Origin of the sequence: Halobiforma lacisalsi AJ5 (assembly GCF_000226975.2) — an archaeon.
In the GTDB taxonomy this organism is placed as follows: Archaea; Halobacteriota; Halobacteria; order Halobacteriales; family Natrialbaceae; genus Natronobacterium; species Natronobacterium lacisalsi.
In genome coordinates, this window is record NZ_CP019285.1 from 3,253,000 (window position 1) to 3,268,259 (window position 15,260).

The following is a 15,260-nucleotide window of genomic DNA, read 5'->3' on the forward strand; positions in this document are numbered from 1 at the left end:
GCTCGGCGTTACGTTTCGACTGTGTTTCTCCCTTTTCTTCGAGTCCGAGAGACGAGGCCGAAGCGATCGCTGAACCGTCGGTCCGCAGTACGGCGATTACCTGGCGAGCTTGATGAACTCGTTGACAGCCGTGTCGCTCCCCGTGACCACGAGCGTGTCGTCGCGTCGAACCCGAAACTCGGGGCCGGGGTTGGTCACCAGGTCGCCGTTTCGCTCGACGGCAACGACCGTCGCACCGGTACGTTCGCGGATCGCCGCCCCCTCGAGCGTTCGACCGGCAAGGTCGGGCGCGGACGTACGGATGATCTCGAACTGCGTCTCCGGCGAGAGTACTTCCTCGTCCTCGAGCAGCACCGTCGAGAGCATCCGTCCCGTGACCGTCGACAGCGCGAGCACGTACTCCGCGCCGGCCCGGTAGAGCTTCCCCGTGTTCTCGATCTCGTTGGCCCTGGCGATGACCTCGGTCTCGGGTGTGATCCGCTCGAGGACGACCGTCGTGTACATCGTTTCCGTATCGTCGTCGAGCGCCAGCACGACGATGTCGGCGTCCTTGATCTCTGCGTCCAGTAGCGTGGTCGGATCCGTGATGTCCCCGACCACGTCGACGCCCGACCCGTTTTTCTCGGTATCGACCACCGTGTGAGGGAGCCCGGCCTCGTCCAGCGCCGTGGCGACGCTTCGTCCAACGATCCCGTGGCCGGCGACGACGACCCGTTCCTGCCCGTCACGCAGCCCGTTCGGGGCGATCGTTCGGGACGTAACCTCCTCGAGTTCCTCGTGGCTGCCGGCGACCAGCAGGATCGTGTTCCCCTCGATCCGCATGTCGGGCTCCGGCGTCGGGACGAACTCGCCGTTCGACCACGCGCCGATGATCGTCGCGCCGATCCGGTCCCGGAGTCCGGCCTCGGCGATCGTTTTCCCCGCGAGGTCGCTGTCCCCTTTCACCACGAGTTCCGAGAGTTCGAAGTCGTCGCCGATCTCGATCGTGTCCCGGAGCTCCCGGGTGATGGACAGTGTCACTTTCTCCGCGAGGCTGTGGCCGAGCACCTGCCGGGGCCGGATCACGTGATCGGCGCCGGCGTACCGGTGGTAAACCGCGTCTTCTCTGCTTTCGGCGATGCTTACGATGTCGATGTCGTCCCCGAACTCCCTGACCGTCAGGATGACCGAGACGGACCGCTCGTCCGAGACGTCGGCGACTACCGCCCGGGCCGAGTCGAGGTTGGCCCGCTCGAACGTCTCTTCGAGTTCGGGGTCGCCGAGGATCGCCTCGATCCCCTCGTCGTTCAGTTCGAGCACGACGTCCGGATCCTCCTCGACGATCACGTACGGCACGTCCGCGGCCTCGAGTTCCGACCGAAGGACGTCCTCGCGCGGGGAGTACGAACAGATGATGACGTGGTCGGTGAGTTCGGTTTCCATCGCGGGACGGTCAGCGATCGCCTCCTGGAACAGGGGAAGGACGAAGATCGGCAGTGCCAGAAACACGAGGAGCACGCCGGTGAGGTTCATCCCGACGACGAACAGGTTCATCGCCGTACTGTTCCAGTGGTCGGTGTGGCCGCCGAAGCCTGCGGTCGTGAAGGCCTCGATGACGACCTGTAACGAGTCCGCGAGCGAGGTCTGGTGGCCTTCGAACACGAGCAACGCCCACTGGTATGCCACGGTGTACAACGCCACCAGCCCCACGACGAACGCCGTCGCCAGCACGATCCGCCGTCGCCATTCGATCATCGGTGATATCTGTGGTTTGCCGGCCGCCGTTTTGGGTGTTACTGGTCCGAACGGAATATTTCAGGTGGGACCCGAACTCGCCGACCGGTCTCTCGAGTCCGGGACCGCCGCGCCGCCTCACCCGGCCACACGCTCCCACACCACCAGCGTCGGCGGCAACACGACCACCGCCATCAGGAACGAGTAGATGACGCTGATCGACATCAGGAGTCCGAACTGGCCGAGCAGCGGAGTGATCGCCAGAATCAGCGACGCCGAGCCGCCGAGGGTCGTCAGCATCGACCCCGTGAGTGCGCCACCGGTCCCACGCAGCGTCGTCAGGAGCGACTCGTAGGCGTCCCCACACTCGTTGTACTCGTCGATGAAGCGGTGAGTGACGTGGACAGAGTAGGCGACGCCGACACCGATCGTGAGCGACAGCACCGTTCCCGTCAGCGCGTTCAGGGGAAGGTCGAGTATCGGCATGGTCCCGGCAAGCACTGCAACCGTCACCACGATAGGAAACATGTTCGCAATCCCTAGCGACGCACGCCCCTCGAGTACGTGGTAGATGAGCATCAGGAACACCAGGGTGAACACGAGCGCCAGCGCGAGGCTGAACAGCGACGAGTCCAGGATCACCTTCGAGGTTTCGTGGAAGACGACGATATCGCCGGTCGGTGTGGTATCCAGTCGGAAGTCGGCCGCCAGTTCCCGGGCGTCTTCCGTGACTTCGGCCTGGGTGGCGTCGGCCTCGACGGTGTAGATGACCCGCATACTGCGCTGATCTTCGGTAATGTACTCGAGTGCGTCGTCACGGGCGTCCGATTCGAGGAGGCGATCGAGGACGTACCCGACGTTGCGATCGGGGACGCCGTTGCCGTCGATATCGTTGGCCTCGAGCAGGCGAGCGAACTCGTCGTCGTTCTCCGCGTGGTCGTGCATCACGTCGACGATGCTGTTGCTCTCGGCCCGGCCATTCTCGGTGACGATCGTCGACGGCGGATCGTTCCCGGCGCGGTGGACGGACTCCAGGGCGTGATCCTCGTGTATCGGCCCTTCGACGTAGATCGTCACCTCGTCGTCCTCGCCGCTCTCGAAGGTGTCCTCGAGGTAGTTGATCGTCGCGGTGACGGTGTACTCTTCGGGCGCCAGGGGTTCGGGCATCGTCTCGGCGTAGCCGGGCAGTTCCTCGGCCGGGAGGAAATCCTCCTCCTCGAAGGTGGTATCGACGGTCGTTGCGTACGCACCGGTTCCAGCGGTCACCACCAGGGCGACGAGTACCATCGCGATCGGTGCCCGCCGCCCCACGTGTGCACCGACGGGGAGGACTCGCCCGAGCAGCGAATCTTCGGAGCCAAGCGGTGAAGAGCCGAACTCGCGGATACCGTACGCGTCTCGCAGTTGATCGAGATACACCTTCGCCGCCGGCAGGAAGATGCCGAAGATAAAGAACGTAAAGATGATCCCGATGCTTGCGACGAACCCGAACTCGCGGATCGGTTCGAGGTCGCTGGTGACGTTCGCGCCGAAGCCGATGACGGTCGTTCCAGTGACGATGAAGAACGCGATGAGTAACTGCGTGGCGGCGGTATCCATCCCCTCTTCGATCCCGGCACCGTCGACGCGCTCTTCCCGGTACCGGTTGACGGCGTGAATCCCGAAGTCGATCCCGACCGCGAGCAACAGGGGCGGGATCGCGATCATCACCATCGAGAACGGGATGCCGGCGTGCCCGGTGAATCCGAACGTCCAGATCACCGCCATGACGAGCGAGACGAGCCCCAGTACCACGTCGAACGGGTCACGATAGGCCGTAATCAGGAACGCGAGGATCAACACGATGACCACCGGCACGATGATCGCCATCGAGTCCGAAATCACGTTCTCGAACTCGGTGTCCAGGATGCCGTTCCCGAAGGTAACGATGTTGCCGTCCATCGACTCGACGGTGCTACGGACCCGGTACTGGATCGCCTGTTCGTCGACGTCGCTCTCGTGAGTGACGACCGCGATGGTCGCCGATGCCTCGGGTTCGGCGGGACTGAAGTCTTCGCTCAGTGAGGCCGCAAACTCCGGGTTGTCCCCCAGTTCTCTGACCGTTTCTCTGACCTGGGCGTCGGTCGCCCCTTCGAGCGTTCTGATCTGTTCTTCCCTGGTGTCGGCCGTGGGATCGATCGACCGGGCGACCCCTTCCGCGACGCTCGAGCTCTCCGTGACGCGGTGTTCCTCGCTTTCCTCGAGGTAGTGTTGGATCTCGAGCATCCGGAGTAAAGCGTCCCGTGTGAGGACGTTCTCACCGCGGTGGATGAGCTGTGTCGTCGGCGCGTCCTCCTCGAACGGCGGCTCGAACTCCTCGTTAACCTGGTCCTGGGCGTTCTGCGCGTCGATTCCGTCAGTGAACGCGTTCAACCCGGCGTCCATTTCGATCGCACTGAGTCCGCCAGCAAACAGCGCAGTAACGAGGAGGAAGACGACGATGACCGTTCGCGGACGATCGATAATCCAGTGGTTGATCGTCCCCAGTACCCGTTCGACGGACTCCGGTTGGTCGGACATCGCTCGTTAGCGGTCGGCGTTGGATTCGGTGCCGGAATCGGCGGGCTGTTCCTCGGAGTCGTCGGCATCGGTTTCGTCGTACTCGAGTCGTTCCCCGGTCGGGCCGGTCCGTTCGACGGAGGGATCGGATGCGTCTTCGGGTTCATCGGTGTCGGCCGGCCAGACGTCGGAGTCCGATTCCACGTCGTCAGTCTCGTCGTAGCCGAACGCCGATTCGGCGGCGTCGGTTCCGGGTGTTTCGACCTGGCTGTGGCCGCCGTAGCCGGTTCGGGTCCCGCTCTCGGCCCCCGAGCCTCCGCTCTCGTCTTCCCCGAGCCGCTTTGCGATCGGTCCAGGGAGTTCGAGGTCCCCGATCCGCCCGAGCACCGGCACGCCCTCGAGGGCGGCGGCGATCCGGGCGCGGAACCACCAGCAGACCGCCACGACACCGCCGAGGAGCCCAACCGCGGCGAGGATGGCCTGGGTGGAGATCCCCTCCTCGGGCTCGACCACCTCGAGCGGGATCCGGTACGTGTCGGTCAACTGCGAGTTGGAGCGCTCGTCGTCGTATCGGAAGTCCATTCGCAGCGGGTAGGTCTGCGGGGTCGCGTCGTCGCTGACTTCGACCTCGAAGGTGACCGTCGCCGACTCGCCGGGTTCGAGCGACGGGATGAACCCCTCGTCGTCGTGGTTGTCGAGCGGATCGTTCGTGTAGAGTTTCGCCTCGATATCAGTGAGCGTCTCCGACTTCGTGTTCGTCACCTGTAGCGAGATTTCCTGCGTTTCCCCCACCTTCTGGGTGGCGTTGAGCACATCGACGTCGAACTCGTCGCGCTCGGGTGCGACCTCGAGCGGGAGGTCGACCGGCTCTTGCGTCGTTCGAACGTCGTCGTGGATATTACGGTACCTGACGTTTGCTTCCATCACCCGCGGACCGGGCTCGGCTTCCCCGCCGATGCCGACCCGGAACTCGAACGGTGCCGTTTCGCCGGGTTGCAGGTCGCCGACGGCATACTGGGTCTCGCGCGGGTAGACGTTCGATCCGCTGCCGAGTCCCTCCTCGAGGTTCGGGACGATCCCCTCTTCTCCGTCGTCGACGACGAGAACGGTGTCGTTGACCGGTTTCGGACCGTCGTTGACGATCGTTCCTTCGATCGTCCCGTCCTCGCCGACGTAGAGGTCGGTCTCGAGGTTTTCGACGGCGAACTGCTGTTCGGGTGCGGTCTCGGCACCGACACGCACCTCACGGGAGGTCCGATCGACCCCCTCGCCGTCGCGGAAGTCGACGGTCACGGAGACGGGGTACGTCCGCGCGACCGCGTCGGCATCGACGTCCATCGCTGCCTGTACCGTCGCGGTTTCGTTGATCTCCCAGTCGCCGACGTACTCCGTGCTGCCGGACGTCTGGAGGTCCGATCCCTCGCTCGTCGGGGCGACCGGCTGGAGCGCCGCCCCGCCAGCCGGCCCTGTCTGGGACCCCGATTCGTCGGCCGCCGGGGTGATCGTCTGGACGTTCTGGTCCGGCGACTCGAACTGGACGACGGCGTCGCTCGCGTTCTCGACGCCCGTATTGTTCAGTTCCAGAGTGACCAGTCCTCGGTCACCGACGACGAGGCCGGAGCGAACGTCGACGGCCTCGAACCGCGCTCGCTCTTCGACGACGATCGTGACAGTCTCGGTGTCGGTGCTGCTGTCGTCCTCGCCGTGTGTGTACTCGATCTCGGCCTCGAGCTCGTACGTCCCGGCCTCGGCGTCCTCGTCGACGGCGATCGTGAACGACTCGGACAGCAGCGTCTGGGCCGACATCGTCGGAACCGGTGTCTCGTTGGTTTTCACATCGACCGGTGCGTCCGTTTCGTTGAGTTCGACCGTCACGTCGCGCGCCTCGGTCGGCGGCGGATCACCGACGTCGCTATCGTCCTCGTACGGCGAGGCGGCGTTGCGAATCTCCAGTTGGAGGGTCGTCTCCTCGCCCGGTGCGACGATGTTTTCCGTGAGGTAAACGTCGAAATCGGGCTCGTCGGAGGCTGAGACCAACGCCGTCATCGGTGAGCCGACCAGCAGTAGTAGAACGAAACTGAGGGCGACTATACGAGTCCGTCTCATCACGTGACTGTATTGGCAGCCCACGTATCAACCTTTCTATTACAAACCACAAGCTTGTTGTTTCTTTCTCCGGTAAGTCCAGTATGGACGATCACACCGATCTACTGGCCGAACTCGGCCTTTCGAACTACGAGGCGCGGGCCTACGTCGTGCTCGCGGGCAACGGTCCGATGACGGCGGACCAAGTCGCCGACGAGTCCGACGTTCCACGCGGGCGGGTCTACGACGTTCTCAACTCGCTGGTCGATCGGTCGCTCGCGAGAGCCGACGACGGTCGCCCCCGAACGTACGTCCACGTCGAGCCCGAGGAGGCGGTCGCCCGGCTCAAGGAACGACGGCTCGAGGAACTCGAGGAAGAACGGACAGCGTACGAACGAACGGCGGCGTCAGCGTCCGACGCGCTCTCGGGAATCACGGACGGCGACGACGCGGAGGGGTTCACGACGAGCGCGCTCCACGAGGAGGCGGCCCGCGATCTGTTGCTCGAGCGGTTCGCCGCGGTCGACGATTCCATCCGGATCGCCGCGGCGACGGTCGACGTCAGCCCGGCACTCGAGGCGGCGTTCGCCGATCGGCTCCGGAATCTCCTCGACCTGGGCGTCTCGATCCGACTGCTGGTGACCGAGATCGACCAGGCCGAGGATCGAGTCACGGACTTGCTCGAGGCCGGCATGGAGATCCGACGGGCCGACAGCGTCCCGGAACGGCGGTTCATCGTCCTGGACGACGCGGAGGCCTGTCTCGAGGTCGTCAACCCGGCCGCGCCTGACGAGTTGCTGGCGGTCGTCAACTTCCGGGAGGACGATACGGCCCGCGAACTCGCGGCGAGTTTCGACGAACTCTGGGCCGACGCCGAAGCGTGGGAGCCGACCGAACGCGACGAAGCAACCGGAGAGTAGGGCGACGGACCGATTCAGACGGATCCCCGTACCGAGTTACCGGCGCAACCGCGTCCGGGTCACGGTTGCGCCGGAACTGACGGACAGTACCCCGTATCAGACGCCGAACGTGGCCCGCAGCATGTCACGGGTACCGGGACCGAGCCCGACCGCGACGACCGTGATCATCAGCAGGATGGCGTAGCGCGGACTCTCCTCGAATATCTCCTCGTTGAAGATCCAGACGACGAAGACTGCGGCTGCGAGTTTGACGAGCAGGAACGGCCAGGCCGCCCCCGTCACCTCGGCGATTTCGGCCGGCAGAATCGAGGCAGTGAGGTCGACGATGGCCTCGTTGACCGGGTGCTTGGGCGCGAGGTTCCGATCGTGGCCGAAGGCGGTCGCCCAGTCGAGTCCGATTACGTTCGCGACGCCGTCGACCGCGTGCGCCCAGATGACGATCGCACCCATGAACCGGGTGCCGCGGTTGATCTCGGGTGCGAAGCGTTCGATCGCCGTCCAGGTGAGCCACGTCGCGAGGGTCGCGACCGCGAGCGTCGTCAACAGCAGGTATGGGTAGAAGGTGGCGTACTCTTCGGTCGCCGCGGTGACTCCGAGGTAGCCGACGGTCAGGGTCAGCAATGCGGTGCCGATGCCGAACAGCGGGTACTCGTACCCCGATACGTAGTCGTTCCGGTCGAGCCAGACCGAACCGACGACCGCGAACAGCGTCACGAGGAAGACAGTGAAGTAGATCAGCGGGCTGATCAGGAAGCCGACCCAGGGGAGATCGATCGCGAGTTCGCCGGTGTAGCGGAACGCGGCGACGTTCGTGTCCTCGACGACGCGGAGCGCCCCGCCGAACAGCATGAACGGGAACAGTCCGTAGAAGCCCGCACGGTAGCGTTCGATCTCGAGACGCTTGATGAGGAAGACGACGCCGATGACGGCCAGTACCAGCGTCGGGATGTAGCCGGCGTAGGAGACGAACGTATAGCCGGGTTCGGCGGTCGGCCCCGCGCCGGAGGCTTCACCACAGGGGACCTGTTCGCCGCCGGCCCAGGCGACGCAGCTCCAGCCGTGGGCGTCGGCGACAACGGGGCCCCAGTAGTACTGCCAGATGATGTCGACGTACACCCGCTGTGGAAAGCGGGCGGCGAGCAGAATCACCGCGGACGCGAGGACGAGAACGGCTGCGGCCCAGACGCGCTCGGGCCCGTACCGCTCGACGGACTCGTACATATCCGATATCCGTCGGGGCGCCCGCTTACCGTTTCCGATTTCTCCGGACGTCTCCCCGTTTCGTGTCCCGTCCCCTGCGGAATCGGACCGCTCGAGGCGACTACCGTCCGCAGCGGGACCTATCGGCTGGCGTATTTCCCCGACTGGGTTTTGCTGGCGTCCCCCGTTGACGCCGGTGTTACCCGCTTACATTGATGTTCGCGAACCGATATATTTGTGCGGCAACGATGTGCGGGTGCAATGATCGACCGACTCTCGATGCACGAAGCACACGACGACCGCTACCGCCTTCGGACGCGACTCCGGGGGGTTGGGGCGGAGGTGGGGAACTGATGTTCGAATCCGCGCTCGCGGACGTCGCGTTTCTGGGTGCCCGTCTGATCTTCGGCGGCATCCTCGCGTTCATGGGGGTGAACAACCTGGTCGACGCCGAGTCGATGATCGGGTACGCCGAGTTCAAGGGGCTACCGGCCCCGCGACTCCTGGTGCCGCTCAGCGGCGGCACGCTGATCTTCGGCGGCGTCTCGGTTGTCCTCGGCGTCGTTCCTGCCCTCGGGGCCGGTGCACTCGCCGTCTTCCTCCTCGCATCGGCGCTGACCATGCACGACTTCTGGTCGCTCGAGGGCGAGGAGGCCCAAAACGAGTTGAACCACTTCCTGAAGAACGTCTTCGGGGCCGGCGGCGCGCTGGCCTTCCTCGCGGTGGCCAACGCGACCTGGCCGTACGCGCTCAACGTGACGGCCCTGTAGAACTCGTCAGTCGTCGGCCTCGATCTCGATCTCGATCTCGTTGGCCGCCTCGAGCAACTCGTCGTGGATCCCGCCGTTCGAGGCCACGAGCCCGTGGCTGTCGTGTCGCCAGCGGTTCCCCTCGAGGTCGGTGACGACGCCGCCGGCCTCCCGGATCATCGCGACGCCGGCGACCGTGTCCCACGGGTTCGCCTGTTTGTTGGTGACGACGCCCTCGAGCCCCCCGGCGGCGACCAGCGCGAGCTCGAACTGGGCGCAGCCGAACCGGCGGACGTCGCCGAACCGCTCGACGAGCGCACGGGCAGCCCGGCCGTACTCGCCGCGGTGGTCGAAATCCCACCAGAAGGTCGGACAGGTCGTCGCCATATCGGGGTCCTCGTAGTCGCTGACCGACAGTTTTCGTCCGTTGCGGAACGCGCCCTCGGGGCCGACGCGGTAGGTGTCCCCGAGCGCGGGGAAGACGTTCGCCCCGGCGACGGGTTCGCCGTCGACGACTGCCGCGACGGCCGTTCCGAACGCCCGGATGCCGGCGACGTAGTTGTTCGTCCCGTCGATGGGGTCGACGATCCAGGACGGCCCGTCCTCCGGGACGGCCTTCAGTTCCTCGTCTTCCTCGCCGACGATCGGGTCGTCGGGGAACGCCGCGCGAATCGTCTCGACGACGCGCTCCTGGGCCTCGCGATCGGCCTGGGTGACGACGTCGGTCTTGCCGTCTTTCGTGGCGATGTCGAGGCTGCCGCGAAAAGAATCGGCGGCGACCTCGGCACCGGCTTCGGCCGCTTCGAGGGCGACGGATGCACGATCCGATTGCTCGCTCATTGCCGAAGGATCACTCCGGCGGCGAAAAGGTGTAGCGATTCGTGACGATCAGGGCTCGGCCCTCGGCCTTCGGCCCGATTCGCGTCCGCCCGGCGTCGGGCATCGACCGATCAACAGTCGCGCTCGAGGCGCAGGTCCGCGACCGGGTCGCCGACCGGCCCGTCGACCGTCACCGGCTGCTCGACGTGATACAGCCGCACCGTCTCCGGTTCGCCGTCGGAGGTGGAATCGTCCGCCACCCGGCGACAGCGGTAGTCGGCCAGGGGCTCGTAGTGAGCGTCGCCGCCGTAGCGCAGGTCGGTACCGTACCGCTTCCAGAGGACCGAAGGGTAGGTGTCCGCGGCGTCGGGCGGGCGGTCGATCTCACCGCTCTCGTCCGTGAGCGTCCCGACCGTCTCGCCGCCCTCGAGGTCGGCTTCCCAGGCGTACCACCAGGAGGCGTCGGGCGGATTCGGCGCGAAGAACGACCAGCTTGCCTCCTCGATCTCGTCGACGTCGGTCGGGGAGTCGACGAACCCCGCGCCGGCCAGTTGCCAGGTAACGACGGCGACGAGGAAACAGACGAGGACGACCGAGGCCGCAACGCGTCCCAGCCGGCGGACGGTCGTCCGGGCCGGAACGTCCCTTCTCCCCACCGGAACCGACGGCAACGCAGCGCGCTCTACGGCGAGGTGCCGGGAGCCGATCGACTCCCCGACGGCCCGCGGATCCCGACCGCCCTTAGTTTTCAGCGCCGCCTCGAGGCGGTCCCAGATCCGCGGTGGCAAGAACAGCAACAGGGCCGCCACCATGACGAAGGGGAACGCGCCGAGTCGCATCGTCGCGGCAAGCCCCAGTTCACAGCCGACGAACGCGAACGCGAGTGCGGCCCGGAGTCGGTCGGTAAAGACGAGCAACCATCTGTTCTAGTTTAGCGACGGGGTGAAGCAGGATCTCAGCAGAGACTATACCAAATTGGAGTGGACTGGCTCAGGAGAGTGGGTCGCTGGAACAGGCAGTCACGGATTCGTCGTGTGATACCTTTGAGGCGGCGCACTCACGGCTGTGAGTGCGTCGCCGTTCCAGAGCTGCCGCTATTGAGACAGGGGGGCGGAACGTTCGGGGCGGGCTGGTGGACGACCCTCGCTTTCGCTCGAACGAGAGGGTAATGCGAACATCGATTTCCTGTCGCTGCAGGTCGTCAAGGACGTCCTGCAGCGACTCTCCTTCGAGCGGGATACTGTTGCCCCGCCACGTCCGGAGCTCTTCGACGATCTCGAAGTTTGCGTCGTCCTTCACACGGGAGACGAACCAGCCGTTATTCTGGTCAATGCGGTCGAACAACCAGAAGTCGTAGAAGCCGAGATCAAGCAGGATAAGTGCGCCAGCTACCCACTCGCCGGTGGGTAGCTGGCTCCGTTCTTGGGTTTTAGCGTCAGTTGTCTGGTACCGTGCCGGAAGGCCAGTTGAGAGTGATTCTGTTAGGTGAAGTTTCAGACCAGCCTGATCGTCACCGGTTGCAGCGTACACATCTGCAGCATCTTGATAGAGAGACACAATGCTCCCATCGACGATGAGGACGTCTCGAAACCGTTCGAGACGTCCGCTAAGGTCGGCACTTCTGGTATCGAGATTCTCGATGGCGTCATCGAGAATCTCTCGAAGGAGTGCAACGAACGGTGGAGAGAACCACCCGTGGAAGGTTGCATAGGAGAGTTCGTCACAGTCAGCCATCTCGACGAATCGTTCGAGAAAGGCCTGAATAGATCGGTCTGATCCAGCAGCGAAGCCGAGTGAAAGCGTGTAGAACAGCGCAACAGCGTCGAATTTCCGTTCACGCTCTACGAGATTCGTTGCGCGAGCGCGCTCGCGCAACTCATCGGAGGGAAACGCTCTTTGAATCCGATCAACAATCACTGAATCCGGTGGGGAGTAGGTCACACTATCCACCGGATTTCTCTGACTGGTAGTCACAACGATATCTAGTCAGACGGCGCTACACTCTGCTAAACTAGAACGAATGGCTAAACTAGAACGAATGGACGAGCAACAGGACCGAGCCACAGAGCAGGGCGACCCAGGACCAGTTCGCGACGACCAGCGTCGTCCCCAGTTTCGCCACCCAGGGGCCGAGCCAGACGACGTACTGCTCGAGGTGGAAGATACGTGGCGTCGCCGTCCCGTCCATCCAGGCCTCGCTCTGGAACTTGACCGCGCCGTTGATCGCGTAGATGACGACGAAGTGAACGAGGATCGTCGCGGTGGCGACCGAGAGCACGCGGTCGTCGTCGGTCCCGGGTCCGTCCTCCGTCGCGTCTTCGGCGCGTCGCACCGCGTCGACCGACCATCGTACGCCGAGCGGGAGGAACGGTCCCAGCACGAGCAGCGACAACAGGATCGTATCGCCACCGTTCAACACCAGCGGGTTCCGGGCGTGCAGCGACGCAAGCAGGATCGCGGAACCGGCCGTCGCGCTCCGGGTCCGGTAGCCGACGGTCAGCGAGAGCGCGGCGACGGCGGCGACCCCGAGCAGGAGGTACTGGAACCACGCGTCGCCGGACAGTGCGTGCAACGACGCGGATTCGAACGGCGGGTACAGCGTCGCCAGCGTCGACCGCGGGAACACCCCGGCGTCGGTGTAGAAGGCCCGTACGCCCGGGAGACGCACCAAAAGCAGATCACCGAGTACAACCAGGCCGACGGCGATCCGGAACGCCGCGAGTGCCCGGGGATCGATCCCGAATCGCGGCGCGAGGAGGGCTCTCGCGGCACGGCGGAGTGACCCGCTGGTGGCCGTTCCATCGGCTCGGTCGCGGTCGTCCCGATCGTCGGTCGCTGCTGTGGAGGGCATTCCGTCGTACTCCGCTCGTGAGGACGTCGTTCGCGTCCCGAGTCGGTAGCGGGGTTTTCAGCCGTCGTATAAGTGTTTTGTCCTCTTCACGCGACGGCGAGAGACGGGGCCGTCACTCTCGACGGGGGATCGGGTTCTCGAGAATGTTGCGAGGGAAGATCGCGTCGTGCTGATCTTCCGCATCTTTCCGGCGCGTTCGCGCCGCATGCGATGCGAGGGGAGGGAATCGAACTACCTCCGGGAACCTGCGTTTCGCGCAGAGCTCCGGCGTCGTTCGATCCCTCCTGCATCTCACTCAGTGCGATTTGCACTTCGTTGCGATGCGAGGGGAGGGAATCGAACCCACGAACGTCTACACGAGCGGATCTTGAGTCCGCCGCCGTTGACCGCTTGGCTACCCTCGCACGCAATCGTCCGTACGACCGTGTCGTTTGAATAGTCTGCGATTTTCCTCGTCTCTCGACGCGAGGGTCGCCCCCTCTTCCGGTCCGGCAGGGGTGGCATCGAGTCCCAGTCGGTGGCCCGCGTCCGTTCGGGTCGCTATCGTACACCACCCGATCGAGGCGCTCGAAGGCCGCTCGAAGAAACGACCGGTCGGTCTCGAGCGGCTTCAGACCGAGGGCGACTGCTCGATCGTGTCCTGTGAGTACAGCGTCTCGCAGTTCGGGCAGCGGTAGCCGCCGTCGACGTGTTCGTAGAGACGGTTCCCGCAGTTCTCACACCGCCCGTACGGATGGTTCATCTATCTCGGGAAACGGTCCACAGGCGAATAAGGCCTTGCCTGACACTGTGTATGCACTATATACGGGGGCCGACTACACCGGCGACGTTCCGATGACTGCCCGCCGCATAGCCGAAATATCTCGTTGATTGTCGCGTTGCCCGTCGGTTTTCCGCGGTGCGCCGAACGGTATACCCGTCCTCGAGTCCAATACGGAACCATGACCGACCACACGGCGGACCCGACCGTCGATCCGCCGCCGGACCGCAGCGATCCGCCGACCGGCTGGCTCGAGTCCGAGGGCCGCTGGAAACACGCGACGCTCCGGCGGGCGACGGTCCACGGCGTCCGCCTGTTCAACGCCGGCGACTATCACGAGAGCCACGACTGTTTCGAGGACGAGTGGTACAACTACGGTCGCGGCCGAACCGAGAGCGCTTTCCTCCACGGAATGGTCCAGGTCGCCGCCGGCGCGTACAAACACAACGACTTCGAAGACGACGACGGGATGCGATCGCTGTTCCGGACGGCGCTGCAGTACCTCCGTGGGACGCCCGCCGACTACTACGGGGTCGACGTCCTCGACGTCCGGACGGCCGTCTCGAACGCCCTCGAGGATCCGTCTTACCTCGACGGGTGGCAGATCCGTCTCGACGCCGAGTACCCGACGGCGCGACAGGTCGACCGCGAGTACGCAGCGTCACTCGATGACTGACGGGCGCACGGTGATATCGACCGGAACCGCGAGACCGAACCGTGTCGCCTTTGGGCCTTCGGATCCTCCTGTATGTTGATGAGAGTCGCACAGATCGGGTCGGGGACGCCGGAAATCGCGGTCCTCGCCGGCGTTCACGGCGACGAACCCTGCGGCGTCCGCGCGGTCGAACGGTTACTCGAGGAGCGGCCGACCGTCCAACGCCCCGTCAAACTCGTCGTCGCAAACGAGAACGCCCTCGAGCGACGCGTCCGATTCGTCGACGAGGACCTCAACCGGGTCTTCCCCGGCGATCCCGACGCGGAGACCCACGAGCGACGGCTCGCCCACCGCCTCGTCGAGGAACTCGAGGGCTGTCTCACGTTCTCGATGCACTCGACCCAGAGCTACGCGGATCCGTTCGCGATCGTCGATGGCGTCGACGAGACCGCGGCGAGACTGTGTCCGCAACTCCCGGTGACGGCGATGGTCGAGACGGAGAACTTCGCCGAGGGGCGGTTGATGACCGAGATCGACACGATCGAGGTCGAGTGTGGACAGCAGGGGTCGGAGTCGGCCGCCCAGAACGCGAACCGGCTGATGCGGGCGTTTCTCACCGCCGTCGGCGTGCTGCCCGGCGACACCGTCTCGCGTGATCTGCCAGTCTTCCGGCTCACCGACGTCGTGCCCAAGGAACCGGCCGACACCTACGAGGTATTCGTCGAGAACTTCACCGAAGTCGAGGCCGGAGCCCCGTTCGCGGCGGCCGACGGGAACGAACAGGTCGCCGACGAGTCGTTCTACCCCGTACTGATGTCACCCTACGGCTACCGGGACGTCTTCGGCTACGCCGCCGAGAAACTCGAGGTTCTCGAGTCGCCGGCGGCAGCCGATTGACTCCGGCCGACTGGACTGGGTAAGCGGCGCATACCGGACGGCTAACACGTAGCTTAAACCGTTCCTCTTCCTG

12 protein-coding genes, 1 tRNA gene and 1 pseudogene are annotated in these 15,260 nt (G+C 64.9%); 4 read left to right on the plus strand and 10 right to left on the minus strand.

Features of this window, described 5'->3' with window-relative positions; all coding sequences use genetic code 11:
* Window positions 1-96: 96 nt before the first annotated feature.
* The 3 genes from CHINAEXTREME_RS15790 to CHINAEXTREME_RS15800 all read right to left on the minus strand — a co-directional run bounded on the left by CHINAEXTREME_RS15790 (window position 97) and on the right by CHINAEXTREME_RS15800 (window position 6,297).
* Window positions 97-1,734 carry a potassium channel family protein gene (locus CHINAEXTREME_RS15790; RefSeq protein ID WP_007142785.1) on the minus strand — a complete coding sequence of 546 codons (1,638 nt, stop codon included), beginning with the start codon at window positions 1,732-1,734 and terminating at the stop codon, window positions 97-99.
* Window positions 1,735-1,851: 117 nt separating this feature from the next.
* On the minus strand, window positions 1,852-4,272 hold the full coding sequence (locus CHINAEXTREME_RS15795; RefSeq protein ID WP_007142786.1) for an efflux RND transporter permease subunit: 2,421 nt from the start codon (window positions 4,270-4,272) through the stop codon (window positions 1,852-1,854).
* 6 nt (window positions 4,273-4,278) lie between these two features.
* The gene (locus CHINAEXTREME_RS15800; protein ID WP_007142787.1) at window positions 4,279-6,297 is read right to left on the minus strand and encodes a COG1361 S-layer family protein; all 2,019 of its coding nucleotides are present in this window, start codon (window positions 6,295-6,297) and stop codon (window positions 4,279-4,281) included.
* 143 nt (window positions 6,298-6,440) lie between these two features.
* Between CHINAEXTREME_RS15800 and CHINAEXTREME_RS15805 the strand changes: the two genes are divergently transcribed.
* On the plus strand, window positions 6,441-7,256 hold the full coding sequence (locus CHINAEXTREME_RS15805; protein ID WP_007142788.1) for a TrmB family transcriptional regulator: 816 nt from the start codon (window positions 6,441-6,443) through the stop codon (window positions 7,254-7,256).
* 96 nt (window positions 7,257-7,352) lie between these two features.
* On the opposite strand, the gene CHINAEXTREME_RS15810 is transcribed toward CHINAEXTREME_RS15805, so the two are convergent.
* A complete protein-coding gene (locus tag CHINAEXTREME_RS15810) occupies window positions 7,353-8,477 on the minus strand; it encodes a DUF63 family protein (RefSeq protein ID WP_007142789.1) in 1,125 nt (374 codons plus the stop codon).
* A 332-nt stretch (window positions 8,478-8,809) separates the two neighbouring features.
* Between CHINAEXTREME_RS15810 and CHINAEXTREME_RS15815 the strand changes: the two genes are divergently transcribed.
* Window positions 8,810-9,226, plus strand: coding sequence for a DoxX family protein (locus tag CHINAEXTREME_RS15815; RefSeq protein ID WP_007142790.1), 417 nt, complete (start codon window positions 8,810-8,812; stop codon window positions 9,224-9,226).
* 6 nt (window positions 9,227-9,232) lie between these two features.
* On the opposite strand, the gene CHINAEXTREME_RS15820 is transcribed toward CHINAEXTREME_RS15815, so the two are convergent.
* The 6 genes and pseudogenes from CHINAEXTREME_RS15820 to CHINAEXTREME_RS22465 all read right to left on the minus strand — a co-directional run bounded on the left by CHINAEXTREME_RS15820 (window position 9,233) and on the right by CHINAEXTREME_RS22465 (window position 13,617).
* Entirely contained in the window at window positions 9,233-10,045 is an 813-nt protein-coding gene (locus CHINAEXTREME_RS15820) for an inositol monophosphatase family protein (protein WP_007142791.1), read from the minus strand.
* A gap of 110 nt (window positions 10,046-10,155) precedes the next feature.
* Window positions 10,156-10,941 carry a hypothetical protein gene (locus CHINAEXTREME_RS15825; RefSeq protein WP_007142792.1) on the minus strand — a complete coding sequence of 262 codons (786 nt, stop codon included), beginning with the start codon at window positions 10,939-10,941 and terminating at the stop codon, window positions 10,156-10,158.
* Window positions 10,942-11,134: 193 nt separating this feature from the next.
* Window positions 11,135-11,974, minus strand: a pseudogene (locus CHINAEXTREME_RS15830) (IS4 family transposase); the annotation flags it as partial.
* Between the two features lie 79 nt (window positions 11,975-12,053).
* Window positions 12,054-12,875 carry a hypothetical protein gene (locus tag CHINAEXTREME_RS15835; RefSeq protein WP_007142793.1) on the minus strand — a complete coding sequence of 274 codons (822 nt, stop codon included), beginning with the start codon at window positions 12,873-12,875 and terminating at the stop codon, window positions 12,054-12,056.
* A gap of 321 nt (window positions 12,876-13,196) precedes the next feature.
* Window positions 13,197-13,279: transfer RNA gene (locus tag CHINAEXTREME_RS15840), tRNA-Leu, on the minus strand.
* Between the two features lie 206 nt (window positions 13,280-13,485).
* Window positions 13,486-13,617, minus strand: coding sequence for a hypothetical protein (locus CHINAEXTREME_RS22465; protein ID WP_007142794.1), 132 nt, complete (start codon window positions 13,615-13,617; stop codon window positions 13,486-13,488).
* 199 nt (window positions 13,618-13,816) lie between these two features.
* Here CHINAEXTREME_RS22465 and CHINAEXTREME_RS15845 point away from each other — a divergent pair, with 199 nt between their 5' ends.
* A complete protein-coding gene (locus tag CHINAEXTREME_RS15845) occupies window positions 13,817-14,311 on the plus strand; it encodes a DUF309 domain-containing protein (RefSeq protein ID WP_007142795.1) in 495 nt (164 codons plus the stop codon).
* Between the two features lie 78 nt (window positions 14,312-14,389).
* A complete protein-coding gene (locus tag CHINAEXTREME_RS15850; protein ID WP_007142796.1) occupies window positions 14,390-15,187 on the plus strand; it encodes a M14 family metallopeptidase in 798 nt (265 codons plus the stop codon).
* Window positions 15,188-15,260 lie beyond the last annotated feature (73 nt).